Here is a 14,727-nt window from a genome sequence, read left to right on the forward strand (position 1 = left end):
AAAATTAGGGTATTGTAAAGTTTAATACTTTAGATGAAAATTTTTCCCCATGAAGATTGCGCAACACGTTCTACGACCGGAAGAGGATTTTCCACTACCTGATTTTTTACCTGATTTGATCGTGATTTTTGGTGAAACTCAAATTCTGGCAAAAAAAGAGTATTATCGTTTCAAAGAATTATATCCTGAGGTGATTGTCACAGGGTGTAGCACTTCAGGTTCTATTTTTAATGGCGGCATTACCGACGAGGAGTTGGTTGTAGAATATATTCAATTTGAGAAATCAAAGGTACAGGCATTTACTGGAAGACTTGACGATGTGGGATACGACAGTTACCTCTTGGGTGTTGAAATTGCTAAAAATTTAAAATCACAAGAACTAAAGCATATTTTTATTCTTTCGGATGGATATTTGGCAAATGGATCTGAACTGGCAAAGGGCCTAAATAATGTGGCCAATTCCTTTACCATTTCAGGGGGATTGGCTGGTGATATGGATCGGTTCTCAAAAACCCTGGTCATAAATCCTGAGACTTTAAAACCCGAAGAGCAAATTGTGGTAGGTATTGGCTTTTACGGAGATCACATTCAAGTAGGATTTGGAAGCAGAGGTGGATGGGAGCCTTTTGGTATTGAAAGAAAAGTGACCAAAAGCCACGGGAATATTTTGTATGAAATAGATGATCAACCCGCATTGAAACTCTACAAGCAATTCCTCGGTCACAAATCCGAGGAGCTACCGGCATCGGCCTTATTGTTCCCTTTGTACATGCAAGAACCTGACAGCGAGACTTCTGTCGTTAGAACAATTTTATCTATAAACGATGAGGACCAGAGCATGACTTTCGCAGGCAATATTCCTCAAGGTTCCACAGTGCGATTTATGAAATCAAACACCAGCAAAATCATTGACGGGGCATTCAATGCTGCACAGCTTGCTAAAAATCTGAATGATCAACCGGAATTGGCCATTCTGGTCAGTTGTGTGGGCCGTCGACTGGTGCTAAAACAGCTAGCCGATGAGGAAGTGGAAGTGGTGCGTGATCTTTTTAAATCATGCTCTATCACAGGATTTTACAGTTATGGTGAACTTTCACCATCTGGTGAAATGCTGACCTGTGAATTGCACAATCAAACCATGACCATCACCACTTTAAAAGAAATTTAATGTATGAGTGCACCGGTAGACTCCAACAGTCTTAATAAGCTTTTGGACAGGCAGCTGAGCAGAATTTTCCATGGGACTGTACCCGAAGATCCAAAAGTCCAAAAGTTGATAGAATTGGTCAATCGCACTTACAACGACTACGAAAGTGACATCAAACATCTCGAACTGGTACTTGATCAAAGCTCCAATGAGCTGTTTAAATCAAATAAGGAACTCCAGAGACTGGCACGGTCAAAGGCGGAAGAAGCCAATGCAATCAGCAAGCGACTGTCAGAGATTTTACATAACGTAACCGATGCAATAATTCAGTTGGATCTGGATGGAAAAATACTCTTCCTTAATAAGGCATGGGAGGAGATTACAGGTTTTGGTATTGAAGAGTCTCTTGGAGTGCATTTTGGGAATGTGTTTTTGGGAGAAAATTGTAAAAAACTATTCAACCCGATCATACAAGGTAAGCGCGACGATATGATGAAAACCTTTGAATTTTCAAAGGCCGATGGTAAAAAAATTTGGGTAAATCTAAAGGTGCATGGCCAAAGAACTTCTGACGGAATATTAATGGGATTTATCGGAATACTTCGCGATGAGACCGACCGATACAGAATACAAAAAGAAAATGAACAACTGGCACTCATAGTCCAAAAGACAAAAAATATCATAATTCTCTCCGACGAAAAAGGTCAAATACAATGGGTGAATGAATCTTTTGAACGACTTACCGGCTATTCCCTACAGGAAGTGAAAGGCAAGCGACCCGGTCAAATATTACAAGGGCCTGATACTGATAAAGATACAGTACAATTCATCAGAGAAAAAATCAGAAACAAAGAACCCGTAAGCGCCAATTTATTAAATTACAATAAATCTGGAAAGTCATACTGGATCGAACTCAATATCGAACCTGTATTTGACAACGAAGGAAATCACATCGGTTATATCGCAATTCAAAACGACATTACAGAGAAGAAAAAAGCTCTTGACAGAATCAATCAATTGGTATATTTTCTTGACGAATCGAGCGAAGCTGTTCAGGTATGTTCGGAGGATGGATATCTGGAATTTGTAAACAAAGAGGTCACTAAGAGGCTTCAGAGATCAAAAGAGGAACTCATCGGACTTCACATTAGCCAGATAGAAAAAGTTTTCGAACCTCCCGGAGCATGGGAAAAACATGTGGAAGAAGTTAAAAAAGAGGGAAGAATGATCGCTAATGGATATCATAAAAGAGCAGATGGATCTGTATTTCCGGTAGAGGCCAGTGTATCCTATGTCAAGTCTGGAAATATAGGATATATGCTGGCTTTCATCCGGGATATTTCTGAGAGAATTGAAGCTGAAAAAAGAATAATCGAATACACACAGAATCTGGAAAAAGTAAATAAAGAATTGGATCAGTTTGCATATATCGTAAGCCACGACCTGAAAGCACCACTGAGAGCAATTTCCAATCTGGCTACATGGATTGAAGAAGATTTGGACGACTACATGACACCGGAGGTACACAAGCAATTTGACCTCTTAAAAAACCGGGTGAAACGAATGGAAAATCTCATCAACGGCATCCTTCAGTATTCTAGAGTTGGCAGAAGTAAAAATCAATTGGAAAAGGTTCATTTACAAAATCTGGTTCAAGAATTATGCGATTCCATAAAGGCCGATGATACATGCACATTTATCATTAAGAATGATCCAATCGAATTATACACCGAGCGTATAGCACTGGAGCAGGTATTGCAAAATTTTATCTCCAATGCTATCAAATACAACGATAAAGAAGAAAAAATCATTGAAATTGGATGGTCTGAAAACAGTGAAAATTCCCACTTGACTCTTTTTGTCAAAGACAATGGCCCCGGAATAAGTCCGGAATATCACGAGAAAATATTTATGATTTTTCAAACATTACAAAGCAGAGATGAAATCGAAAGTACTGGTGTAGGTCTGGCGATTGTAAAAAAAATTGCCGATGAAAAAAAGTGCAAGGTTTGGGTAGAATCAGAGGTAGGAAAAGGGACAACGTTCTATATCACTTGGCCAATTGAAGAAAAATCAAATTAACTTTGTAAATAAGTAAATCACAAGTAACACATAAAAATGGATAATCTGATGACTATTTTATTGGTAGAAGATGATGAAGTGGATGTAATGAATGTAAAGAGAGCTTTCAAAAAAAACCACATTCATAATCCACTTTTGGTAGCCGGCAACGGGCTGGATGCTCTGGAAATCCTTCGGTCAAAAAACCTGGACGTTCCAAGGCCGAAAATTATTTTGCTAGATCTCAATATGCCAAAAATGGGAGGGATTGAATTTCTCAAAGAACTTAGAAAAGATCCGGAGCTCTCATCCATTTCAGTATTTGTAATGACTACCAGCAATGAAGACAGTGATAAGGTGGAAGCATACAATCTGAATGTAGCGGGATACATCTTAAAACCTTTGTCAATGGAGCGATTTATTGAAGCTGTATCTACATTGAAGAGCTATTGGATGCTGTGTGAATTTCCATCCTAAGGAATGCGTATGAATGAGCAGAATCTGGATAAAATTACGATTTTATTAGTAGAAGACGATGATATCGATGCTATGGCTCTCAACAGAGCCATCCAAAAGTCTGGAATTCCGATTGATTCGATCAAAAGATGCATTTATGCAGAAGATGCATTAAAGAGCCTGGAAAATGTAAATCCACACTGTATTTTTATTGATTATCAACTTCCCGGAAATGACGGACTTACGCTACTCAAAGAAATTAAGAGCCTCAGACCCAAAACTCCTGTAGTCGTATTGACCTCACAAGGAGATGAACGGCTGGCTGTTGAGATGATGAAAGCAGGTGCTTTTGATTACTTCCAAAAGAGTGAAGTCAATGCGGAAAAAATCTCAAAAACCCTTCTCGGCATTAAAAGATTGCTTGAACTTGAAATCGAGCAGGAAAATACGAGAAAGCAATTAGAAGAGACCGAACAATTTCTGCAAAAGGTTACCAAATCCTCCCCGAATATAATTTATGTCAATGATATCGAGGGTAATACCAATCTTTTTCACAACGAACAGCTACGGGAATTATTGGGGTATACACCGGATGAAGTCAATAAAATAGGCCTTGATATCTTTTCCAGAATTATCGAATTTGAAGAATATCAGAGAATCCGTCAGCACTATCTGAAACTTCGCCATGAATTAAAAGATGGAGAAATCGCCGAAAACGAATTTAAACTAAAACATAAAGATGGACAAGATGTATGGCTCTTTACTCGTGAAATAGCCTTTAGAAGAAATAAGGATGGGAAGGTAAAAGAGCTTCTGGGCACAGCTATAGACATTACGGGTAGAAAAAAGCAAGAACAAGAACTCCTCGAAGCAAAAAAAGCAGCTGAAGAAGCAGCAAAAGCAAAAGCAGAATTTCTTAGCACGATGAGCCATGAAATTCGAACTCCTATGAATGCAATCATCGGACTTACAGAGCTGCTTTTACGAGATTATAAATTTGAAGAAGATATAACCAACAATCTTAAAGCAATAAAATTTGCTGCAGATAACTTATTGGTCATTATCAATGACATTTTAGACTTTTCAAAAATTGAGGCCGGTAAACTAACATTTGAAAGGTTAAACTTCAACTTAAATGAAAAGTTTGATTTTCTTTACAAAACATTTCTGCCCAAAGCTATAGACCAAAATATTAACCTTTATTTTCATATTGATAATAATATACCTGAATATATAATTGGAGATCCTTATAGACTTAATCAAATTTTAGTTAATTTAATTGGAAATGCCATAAAATTCACATTGAAAGGTGAAGTAAGTGTATCGGCAAAGTTGACCAAAAAAATGAAAAGTTCTGTAATTATTAAATTCGATATAAAAGATACAGGAATTGGTATCCCAGAGGATAAAATCAACGGCATTTTTGAGAGCTTCTCTCAAGCTCATTCTAATAAAAGAAAAAATTTTGGAGGTACAGGATTAGGTCTGGCTATTACAAAAAAACTCGTAGAACTTCAGGGAGGGAAAATCTCTGTACAAAGTCAAGAAAATGTAGGCTCTATTTTCACTGTAGAGCTAATGTTTGGAATTGGTAAAAAAGAAGAAACCTCCGACGACGTGCAAACGGGAAAAGGTAAAAATTTTAAAAATCTGAAAATAATCGTAGCAGAAGATAATCCGGTGAACCAAATATTAATCAAACACATACTTAACAAGTGGGGTTGCGAATATGTGGTGTGTTCCAATGGACATGAAGTGATAGAATGGCTCGACAAAGACCAATTTTCATTGATCCTGATGGACTTACTAATGCCTGAACTTGACGGAATTGAAACGCTTAAAATTATAAGAAGTTCCAAGAGAAAGTATTCAGATATCCCCGTCATTGCCCTCACAGCAGATGCTTTTGCAAAGTCAAACCCTGAATATTGCAACGCAGGCTTTCAGGATTTTGTAACGAAACCTTTTAAAATTGAAGATTTGGAAGAAGTTGTCTCAAAACTACAGTTGGTATGAATAGGGTTAAATCGATTCTGATGTATAGTTTTTTAACACTTTTGGTACTGGTGGCAGGATTTTACATCACCGGATATGATTATCTTTTCAAAGGCATTCGAATCGTGTATTTCAATGGATTTAATTCGTCGTTTGTTCACGATTTTCTCTATTTTGACAGAGATACGATACAGCCTTCAGAACATAAAGTATATGCGCTCACCTATGCTGAAGAGCAACTTACATTACCCGATACTTTTTTAGGAGTTTTGGAGGATCTGAAGACTGCATCTTTTTTGGTGATAAAAGACAATAAAATTATAGCGGAAAGGTATTTTCAAGGATACAAAGCTGATACAGTTACCAATTCATTTTCAATGGCCAAAACGGTAGTTACCTTGCTAACACAAATGGCAATTCAGAAACATTTGATTTCCTCCTGGAATACACCAGCCAAAAGCCTACTTCCTGAAATTTCAGGGACTTTCAAAAATCAGGTAACCCTGTTTCACTTAAGTGCCATGTGCTCTGGACTTGATTGGGATGAGAATTACAAAAATCCCTTTGGTGTGACAGCAAAGGCCTATTATGGAGACCGTACAAACGAAGTGTGTCTTAACCAGCCGTTTAATGAAGAACCTGGAAAAAAATATATTTACCAAAGTGGCAACACTCAACTTCTTGCTATAGCCTTAGAGAGAGCTACTGGAAAGAAAATCAGCGAATTGGCGGAAGAGTGGCTCTGGAAACCACTGGGGATGGAGAGGTCTGCGTATTGGCATCTGGATAAGGCAAACGGCGATAACATTGCCTACTGTTGTCTGAGTGCCTCCTCGCGTGATTTTGCTAGACTTGGCCTGCTGGTGCTAAACCACGGAAAATGGGCGGGAGAGCAACTGATTGATTCAGCATTTCTATGGCGGGCTAGACAACCGTTTCTTGCTCCTCAGTATGGGCAGTCTTTTTGGCTTGCCAACGATCAATACGATGAACCGGTAGCATATTTCAGAGGTCATACCGGTCAATACATCATTCTTTTGCCTGAATCACATGTTGTGATTGTGCGAACAGGCTATAAAACTTTGCCCCAGACGGATGGCATGCACCACGATGATTTTCACATCATAGTCTCTACCATTAAGTCCTTGTTGTGATTTTTAGCTATCGGGAGTCTTTTACATTAGCGCCCGCATTAAATCTCATCTGAATTGTGGAGTAAAAAATGGATGCGGTGGGGGATTTTCATCGCCCTGGCACTTGTATGGGGTAGTTCGTTTCTCCTGATGAAAAAAGGTATGAGAACCTTTACATATGATCAGATGGGTGCTCTGAGAATTGTATTTGCTTGGTTGCTTGCAGCCGCTTTGTCGATTAAGGACTTTTTGCGCCTGAAAAAATCCGACATTCTCCCATTATTTTGGGTGGGATTGTTGGGTAATGGGATACCTTATTATTTGTTTCCTCTGGCTGTTAAGCATCTTGACAGTGGTTTGGTGGGGATTTTCAACAGTTTGGTGCCACTTTTTACCCTTGTCACTGGGGCTGCTTTTTTTGGTAAGTTTTTCCGTAGGATACAGGTAATCGGTGTTATCGTAGGTTTTGCGGGTGCATTTGTCCTGCTTTTTCCAAAAATGAATTTTGAGGTGAGTCCTAATCTCATCTACGGTAGTTTAGCCATCATCTCTACGGTGTGTTATGCGCTAAGCATCAATACAATATCTTCACACCTTAGTGGCATGCGAAGTATAGCGATCACGGGGCTTTCACTTACTGTGGTTGGGGTACCGAGTTTATTGTATTTGTTTTCTACGGACTTTACCATGAGGCTTTTCTCCGATCCACTTGGCTATACCAATCTGGGGATTGCTGCATTTCTTGGAATGGTCAATTCCGCGCTTGCTATTATAGTTTTTAATGAGCTTATTAAGCTCACCAATCCATTGTTTTCTTCATCCGTTACCTATTTTATACCGGTCGTTGCATTGTTGTGGGGCGCTGTAGATGGTGAGAAAATTGGTCTTCTGCATTTGCTGGGAATCAGTACCATACTTACGGGTGTTTATTTAGTCAATAAAAAATGAGCAATAAGCTGGTTATCGCAGTTTTATTTTACCTGATCCTATTGTCAGCTGCTTCGCAGATTATGAACATTGAACGGAGGCGACAGCAGTTTGACACCGTTGGCTGGTTTGGCAATACAGAATGGCAGTTAATAGCCGAACAGAACAGTAAGCAATATTTTACGTTCCGAAATTTAAATTCAATTGAAAGACAGACATATAAGAGAAATTTCCTCTTACTCAGTGAATTGAGGTTTGTCAGAGGCGAAGATCAAACCTTTGCCAATGCTGGTTTTATCCATTTTCGCTACACGTACAAGATTGATGAAATACCTGTTGATTCAGCACGGGTCTTTAAAACCGGCAACTTTCTGCGATGGGAAAGTTTTATTCAGCAGCAATACAATGCCCTGTTAGGGGTATCGTTCAGAAATCTCGTTGGCACAGGCCTCAGATTTAAAATCATACAAAAACCTGTGATCTCATTCTTTTCAGGAGTTACACCCATTATGCACGAATATGAGCGTGAAAAATCCGGTATAGTTCATAGCGATTTGAGATTTAGTTGCTACACAGCTTTAAATTATAAACCTGAACAAACGCTCACTTTCATTACAGCTCTGTATTACCAGCCAATTTGGTTTTTGGCTTATGATCACAGAATAAGCTGGGAGGCTAATGTATTTGTCCGGATATCGAAAAATTTTGACCTGACCATAAATTTTAATTACTTGTATGATACTCAGCCACCTCAAAGCATCAGAAATCACGTATACAATATTTTTAATGGTTTGAGGTACAATTTCTAAAAGTACATCCGTATGAAGAAGGCATTTGTAAGTTGGAGTGGGGGAAAGGACAGTATGCTGGCCTTGCATTACGTGTTGGAGGGTGGGTGGTATGAAGTTCCGTTTCTCTTTGTAATGATAGACAGAGACACTCAGTCAGTACCCATTCATCAAGTGCACAAGAGATTTATTACCAGGCAAGGTCTTTCACTTGGAATTCATACCCGTAAGCTGTATTACAAATACCCCATTGATAACAAATTGTATGAAAGATGGGTGACTTCGGAGTACAAGCTAATGAAAATCAGAGGTATAGATACTTGCGTATTTGGCGATATACATTTGGACGATGTCCGGGAATTTAAAGAGCATATTTGTCACAAAGCTGGAATCAGGGCCGTTTTTCCGCTTTGGGGTCGCAAATCTGCTGATCTTGTTGCTGAATTTATTGATCTTGGCTACAAAGCTCAAATCTGCGCTATCCAACATGATAAAATTGATATTTCTTCTCAAGGGAAAGAACTCACGAAAGACTGGTTCAATGCGCTACATCCGTCAGTGGATCGCGCGGGAGAAAATGGTGAATATCATACCTTTGTATGGGACGGTCCACTTTTCAAATTTCCAGTGGAAAAACCTTGTTGATGGTGCAGAAAGTACAATAAAAAAGGAGCAGACATTACCGCTCCTTTTTTCGATTTTTTACTTTACGTCTGAGCCTAATCGGCTACAGTTATATGAGTTTCGTGAAGGATGGCGCCGTCATAACGGGTAGATACTTTGGCTGATACAGGGTCTTTTCCTTTGTAAATGCTTATCAGGCCCTTCATATCGGTTTTGCCTGGTTCTTCGGCAGAGGGAACCAACACACGCGCTATAAAAATTACTTTTTCAGCAATATCCCTTTCAGTTGCACCTTTGAGTACTTCACTATCGAGGAATATTTCACATTTTTTCAATGTTCCGTCTTCATTTTGTTCTATTAGTGCATTCTTTACAGGGATAGAGAAGCTACCCAAGTTTGGAATGTGAACGATTGCATCCGGATGAGGCTGATCTGCCGGAGCAGTTGCTTCCAATCTCAAGGAGCTCTCTGTCATATCAACTGATTCATGAACATGGTCTTTCACTGCGATGTGGGGTGCAATGACCAGGGATACGATGCTCATGAGTTTAATCAGAATATTCATTGAAGGGCCGGAGGTGTCTTTGAAGGGATCACCTACGGTGTCGCCAGTTACGGATGCCTTATGGGGCTCTGATTTTTTGTAATAGACCTGTCCGTTGATTTCTACCCCTTTTTCAAAAGATTTTTTGGCATTGTCCCATGCGCCTCCGGCATTGGATTGAAACATTCCCATTAAAACACCCGATACAGTCACACCTGCCAAAGTACCCCCTAATACTTCTGGACCAAAGGCATACCCAATTATAATGGGGACAACAAGGGCAATGGCACCAGGTGCTATCATCTCACGGATGGAGGCTTTTGTAGAAATTTCAACGCATCTTTCGTATTCAGGCTTGGCTTTATATTCCATGATACCGGGAATCTCACGGAATTGTCTTCTGACTTCATTTACCATATCCATTGCCGCTCTGCCTACAGCAGCGATGGCCAGCGATGAGAAGATAAATGGAATCATTCCCCCAATAAACAACCCGGCCAGTACATCTGCTTTATAAATGTTGATGGCATCAATACCGGCAACACCTACAAATGCAGCAAACAATGCAAGGGAGGTCAACGCTGCTGAAGCTATGGCAAATCCCTTACCGGTGGCTGCTGTAGTATTGCCTACAGCATCGAGGATATCGGTGCGATGGCGTACAGACTCCGGTAGCTGGCTCATCTCTGCTATGCCTCCAGCATTATCTGCTATGGGCCCAAAGGCATCGATGGCAAGTTGCATGGCCGTTGTAGCCATCATGCCTGCTGCAGCTATACCCACTCCATAAAGTCCAGCCAATTCATAAGAACCGTAAATGCCAGCTGCCAGAACGATAATCGGAAATACTGTGCTTTCCATCCCAACTGAAAGGCCTCCGATGATGTTGGTAGCATGGCCGGTAGCAGATTGTTTTACGATAGAATTCACGGGTCTTTTGCCCATTGATGTGTAATATTCGGTGATCAAGCTCATCAGAGCACCAACTACCAGACCTAAAGCAATTGAATAAAACACGTGAAGATTAGTAAACGAATAGCCTCTGATCTCCATGGATTCAGGCAAAATGTTTACCGCCAGAAAGTAAGAGGCAATAGCCGTCAGGACAATCGAGCCCCAGTTTCCTAGGTTTAAGGCTTTCTGTACATTGCCTTTGTCGTCATTGATTCGGACAAATTGCATCCCTATAATCGAAAAGATAAGGCCAATACCTGCGAGTATCATGGGGAAAATTACCGGAGCAATGCCTCCAAAATTGTCATCTGACACGATTTCACGGCCCAGCACCATAGTAGCCAGAATCGTAGCTACGTATGAACCGAACAAGTCAGCACCCATACCAGCGACATCTCCCACATTGTCGCCTACATTGTCTGCGATGGTGGCAGGATTTCTGACATCATCTTCAGGGATGCCCGCCTCTACCTTTCCCACAAGGTCAGCTCCCACATCAGCTGCTTTGGTGTAGATACCCCCACCCACTCTGGCAAAAAGGGCTATGGATTCGGCACCGAGTGAAAATCCGGCCAGGACTTCCAGTGCAGTTGCCATGGCATCGCCATTTACTTCACCGCCTGTACTTATCACATAGATGTAGTAAAATACGATAAAAAGTCCGCCAAGCCCTAACACGGCGAGGCTAGCCACTCCAATACCCATCACACTGCCACCCGTGAAGGAAACTTTCAGTGCCTGAGCAAGACTGGTTCTGGCAGCCTGTGTAGTTCGGACGTTGGCTTTTGTGGCAATGCGCATACCGATATATCCGGCTGTGGCTGAAAAGACTGCTCCTATCAGAAAGGCGATGGCTATCACCGGGCTTGAATTGTGGGTTTGAGTACCCAACCATGCTAGAAGTAGCATGGCGATTACAGCAAAATATCCAAGGATTTTCCATTCGGCTTTGAGAAATGCCATAGCACCACTGGCTATATATCCGGCAAGGTCTTTCATTTTCTCTTCGCCTGCATCTTGCTTTTCGACCCATGACGATTTTAAAAACATAATGGCAAGTCCCAATATACCCATTGCAGGTACAACATACAGTATGCTATCTATCATAAGAATCTGATTTTCAGTTAATTTTAAAAACGGCTGCAAATGTAATACACAACCATCAAAAATGAAGGTGGGAGGTAATCTGTGTTTAGTAGGTATTTCTTGGAACTATTTTACTGGCCTTAATATTAACTCCATCTACCGTTGGCAGTTGGCCATCTGGATATTTGTCCGAAAAACCTTTAAAACCTTTTTTTACTACGTACACAGCTAATGCATCGCCAAGATTTGTGTAAATTTCAAAATATCCATCAGGGTCAATAGGTGTGTTAAATTCGTCCAATAAGGGTTGGATCCACCAGTAATCCGTTCTGGCAAATAAGACCACATCATGTTCAGCTGGTGAATAGCCTCTTATAAATCCACCAGCAATCATCACATCTTTATACGGCATAAATCCAACGTAGATTCCTGCAGAAGTAGCCTGCTTTTCGAAGTGCCGAAAATAATTGTTGTTTACATCTACTTCTACAGGATCGCTCCATTTGCTTCTGAGCCCTCTTATATCTTCGGCATATACTCTAGCAATATAAGGATTGGGTGCTATATCTCTGATGCGTATTCCCGTATTGGTAGTATAGTAACTTCTTCCTAAAGAAGTCCTTTGGTTTGACGGTAGAAATTCCAATCGGTATTTAATAGCGCTGAGTGTTGGGGTCCAAATCACATCGAATCCTCTTTTCAAATATCCTTTCTGGATTTTTTCCCCATTTTTTGGGGTTTTTATTTGAGGCGGATCAGGTAAGTCAACGATTTGCGGAGGGTCGCCTGAAGGAGGTATGATAGCGGCTTTTCCACTTTCAACAGTGTAATCTCCGGAGGGATTTTTTAGCGTGTGATTGCCCGCGTAGCTGGAAAATACTGTGGATTCACCACCTGTTTTCTGAACAATTCCTGTTTCGATATAAGGGGCAGCAGCTTTATTGGCCTGTAGAAGTACCTCGCCACCGCTGTATTTAATTTTCCCGGTGGAGAATGCCAGATCGGCGTCCAGTGAATACCTCACATCACCTTTGATAAGGTAGAGTGCACCTTTTCCATCATTGGTTTGTTCAAGCCATATTTCGCACTCATCCAATAACTCTATTTTGCTCTTTGGATTGATTACAAGGGCTGCTTGTGTCCCTGAAGGAATACGGAGGCGGTCACCCCAGTAGATGTCATCTCCGTTTCTGGCTGGCTCCCAGTCTTCTTTATTTGATCTCAAAACCTCCACATTGTCCGCGTCGCAATACAGTGTAGTTTTTAAATTGATCAGACTGACGGGCTCAGAGGTTTTCCTTAGATAGAAGTACCAATAAAATCCAAATCCAACGAAAACAAGGAGCAACAATACTCCAATAAATTTGAAAAATGATTTCATGCTTAATGATTTAAATTTATTTGGAGTAGAGTAACATCCGCAGTGGACGCAGACAAAGGTAATTAATAAATTATGCTGTTACACCTGGCCATAAAAAAGTGAAACTCCAGGCCCAATGGGCAGTTCCAGAAGGATCCATGCAAACAAAAATAGAATCCATCCTATCAAAAACACAATTGAATAAGGCAGCATTATGGAAATAACCGTGCCTATACCGGCCTGGCTTTGATATCGTTGTATAAATGCTACAATCAAGGCAAAATAACTCATCATTGGACTGATAATGTTTGTGACAGAGTCTCCGATACGGTAAGCCAGTTGAGTAAATTCAGGGGAATATCCTACCAGCATGAGCATTGGAATAAAGACTGGTGCCATAATTGCCCATTTGGCCGATGCGGAGCCCATCACCAAATTGATCACTGCCGAGAGCAAAATAAAGGGCACCATTACGAGCATAGCCATCATCACTTTGTTTTCAATTCCAAAGGCACTAATCACAGTTTTTAATCCTTCAGCACCTTTTACAGCTGATATCAGTCCCAGATTGGTCCAATTGAAATATGCAACAAATTGAGCTGCAAAAAAGACCAGGACAATATACGAGCCCAAAGTTTCCATAGATTTTGACATGCCTTTCATCACATCGGAGTCGCTTTTGATCGTGCCCGCACCTATTCCATAAGCAATTCCCAACACGGCAGCACTCAAAAATACCAGTGCAACAATACCATTTAAAAAAGGCGATTTGAGCAAGCTCCCGTCAGCTCCTCTAAGTAGTCCGTTTTCTGGCACAATGCTTATGAGCAGTAGTGCCGTGAGCACTACTAAAGTCGCAAGAGCATACTTTAGACCTTTTTTTTCATCGGGAGTTAAATTGTTGATTTTTTCGCTATCAGATGTCTGCAAATCACTTTTGCCCAAAATAGGTTCTACGATACGCTCAGTGACCAGAGTGCCCAGTACCGCTATCAAAAATGTAGAAACAGCCATGAAGTAATAATTACAAGCGGGATTTACTTCATAGTCTGGGTCGATGATTCGGGCAGCCTCTTCTGACAGACCTGCAAGAAGCGGATCAATGGTGCCCAGTAGTAAATTGGCGCTATAACCTCCTGATACTCCTGCAAAAGCCGCTGCTAGACCAGCCAATGGACTTCTGCCCGCGGATTGAAAAATGATAGCTGCCAAGGGCACAAGAAGCACATATCCCACTTCGCTGGCTGTATTGCTCAAAACCCCTGCAGAAACTATTACAAATGTGAGCAGTCTGGGTGGGGAAGATAGCACAATCATACGCAGTACTACACCGATCAGTCCGCTTCCCTCCGCAACACCTATTCCAAGTAGAGCTACCAGCACTGTACCCAACGGGGCAAAGCTGGTAAAATTGGTAACCATTTTGGTGAGAATCAGATCAATGCCTTCACGTGATAACAAGTTTACGGGTTGAATCACGCTTCCATCACCCGGATGTATAACTGAAATTTCAAAAAAACTTACTACACCGGACAGCAAGACAATCAATAAGGCAAATAGAAAAAAAAGCGTGGCGGGATGAGGAAGGGCATTGCCAGCTTTTTCAATAAAATTGAGAAATTTTTCAATTCCGCTCTTTTTTGTCATGTAC

General features: G+C 40.8%; 11 protein-coding genes. 8 read left to right on the plus strand and 3 right to left on the minus strand.

The features are described 5' to 3' along the window. Positions 1 to 49: 49 nt before the first annotated feature. Genes DES35_RS07650 through DES35_RS07685 form a run of 8 tightly spaced genes read left to right on the plus strand, consistent with a single transcriptional unit; the run spans position 50 to position 9,152 of the window. The gene (locus DES35_RS07650) at positions 50 to 1,168 is read left to right on the plus strand and encodes an FIST signal transduction protein (protein WP_037358244.1); all 1,119 of its coding nucleotides are present in this window, start codon (positions 50 to 52) and stop codon (positions 1,166 to 1,168) included. A gap of 3 nt (positions 1,169 to 1,171) precedes the next feature. Beyond that, positions 1,172 to 3,229 carry a PAS domain S-box protein gene (locus DES35_RS07655; protein WP_114366272.1) on the plus strand — a complete coding sequence of 686 codons (2,058 nt, stop codon included), beginning with the start codon at positions 1,172 to 1,174 and terminating at the stop codon, positions 3,227 to 3,229. Between the two features lie 48 nt (positions 3,230 to 3,277). After that, positions 3,278 to 3,685: a response regulator gene (locus tag DES35_RS07660; protein ID WP_235183064.1), complete on the plus strand. Its 408-nt coding sequence runs from the start codon at positions 3,278 to 3,280 to the stop codon at positions 3,683 to 3,685. 9 nt (positions 3,686 to 3,694) lie between these two features. Then, entirely contained in the window at positions 3,695 to 5,680 is a 1,986-nt protein-coding gene (locus DES35_RS07665) for a response regulator (RefSeq protein WP_084180139.1), read from the plus strand. Beyond that, positions 5,677 to 6,813 (plus strand): serine hydrolase domain-containing protein, encoded by a 1,137-nt coding sequence (locus tag DES35_RS07670; RefSeq protein WP_114366273.1) that lies wholly within the window; start codon positions 5,677 to 5,679, stop codon positions 6,811 to 6,813. Before DES35_RS07665 ends, DES35_RS07670 begins: the two co-directional genes overlap by 4 nt. Positions 6,814 to 6,867: 54 nt before the next feature. Then, a complete protein-coding gene (locus DES35_RS07675) occupies positions 6,868 to 7,740 on the plus strand; it encodes a DMT family transporter (protein ID WP_125039429.1) in 873 nt (290 codons plus the stop codon). Further along, entirely contained in the window at positions 7,737 to 8,528 is a 792-nt protein-coding gene (locus DES35_RS07680; RefSeq protein ID WP_114366274.1) for a DUF481 domain-containing protein, read from the plus strand. Before DES35_RS07675 ends, DES35_RS07680 begins: the two co-directional genes overlap by 4 nt. A 12-nt stretch (positions 8,529 to 8,540) precedes the next feature. Beyond that, entirely contained in the window at positions 8,541 to 9,152 is a 612-nt protein-coding gene (locus tag DES35_RS07685) for a Dph6-related ATP pyrophosphatase (protein WP_114366275.1), read from the plus strand. A gap of 74 nt (positions 9,153 to 9,226) precedes the next feature. Here DES35_RS07685 and DES35_RS07690 read toward each other — a convergent pair whose 3' ends face one another. From DES35_RS07690 to DES35_RS07700, 3 genes are all read right to left on the minus strand, one after another. Next, positions 9,227 to 11,737, minus strand: a complete 2,511-nt coding sequence (locus DES35_RS07690) for a sodium-translocating pyrophosphatase (RefSeq protein ID WP_211306548.1) — start codon at positions 11,735 to 11,737, stop codon at positions 9,227 to 9,229. A gap of 85 nt (positions 11,738 to 11,822) precedes the next feature. Beyond that, the gene (locus DES35_RS07695; RefSeq protein WP_114366276.1) at positions 11,823 to 13,097 is read right to left on the minus strand and encodes a hypothetical protein; all 1,275 of its coding nucleotides are present in this window, start codon (positions 13,095 to 13,097) and stop codon (positions 11,823 to 11,825) included. A gap of 78 nt (positions 13,098 to 13,175) precedes the next feature. Next, positions 13,176 to 14,723 carry an AbgT family transporter gene (locus DES35_RS07700; protein WP_235183065.1) on the minus strand — a complete coding sequence of 516 codons (1,548 nt, stop codon included), beginning with the start codon at positions 14,721 to 14,723 and terminating at the stop codon, positions 13,176 to 13,178. Between the last annotated feature and the right edge of the window lie 4 nt (positions 14,724 to 14,727).

The sequence above is a fragment of the Schleiferia thermophila genome (genome assembly GCF_003337435.1).
Taxonomy (GTDB): Bacteria; Bacteroidota; Bacteroidia; order Flavobacteriales; family Schleiferiaceae; genus Schleiferia; species Schleiferia thermophila.

Excerpts from the sequence above, each read along its gene's own strand:
- DES35_RS07650 (WP_037358244.1), top strand. The coding sequence starts at position 50 with ATGAAGATTGCGCAACACGTTCTACGACCGGAAGAGGATTTTCCACTA.
- DES35_RS07690 (WP_211306548.1), bottom strand. The coding sequence starts at position 11,737 with ATGATAGATAGCATACTGTATGTTGTACCTGCAATGGGTATATTGGGA.
- DES35_RS07655 (WP_114366272.1), top strand. The coding sequence starts at position 1,172 with ATGAGTGCACCGGTAGACTCCAACAGTCTTAATAAGCTTTTGGACAGG.
- DES35_RS07700 (WP_235183065.1), bottom strand. The coding sequence starts at position 14,723 with ATGACAAAAAAGAGCGGAATTGAAAAATTTCTCAATTTTATTGAAAAA.
- DES35_RS07695 (WP_114366276.1), bottom strand. The coding sequence starts at position 13,097 with ATGAAATCATTTTTCAAATTTATTGGAGTATTGTTGCTCCTTGTTTTC.
- DES35_RS07660 (WP_235183064.1), top strand. The coding sequence starts at position 3,278 with ATGACTATTTTATTGGTAGAAGATGATGAAGTGGATGTAATGAATGTA.
- DES35_RS07665 (WP_084180139.1), top strand. The coding sequence starts at position 3,695 with ATGAATGAGCAGAATCTGGATAAAATTACGATTTTATTAGTAGAAGAC.
- DES35_RS07680 (WP_114366274.1), top strand. The coding sequence starts at position 7,737 with ATGAGCAATAAGCTGGTTATCGCAGTTTTATTTTACCTGATCCTATTG.
- DES35_RS07685 (WP_114366275.1), top strand. The coding sequence starts at position 8,541 with ATGAAGAAGGCATTTGTAAGTTGGAGTGGGGGAAAGGACAGTATGCTG.
- DES35_RS07670 (WP_114366273.1), top strand. The coding sequence starts at position 5,677 with ATGAATAGGGTTAAATCGATTCTGATGTATAGTTTTTTAACACTTTTG.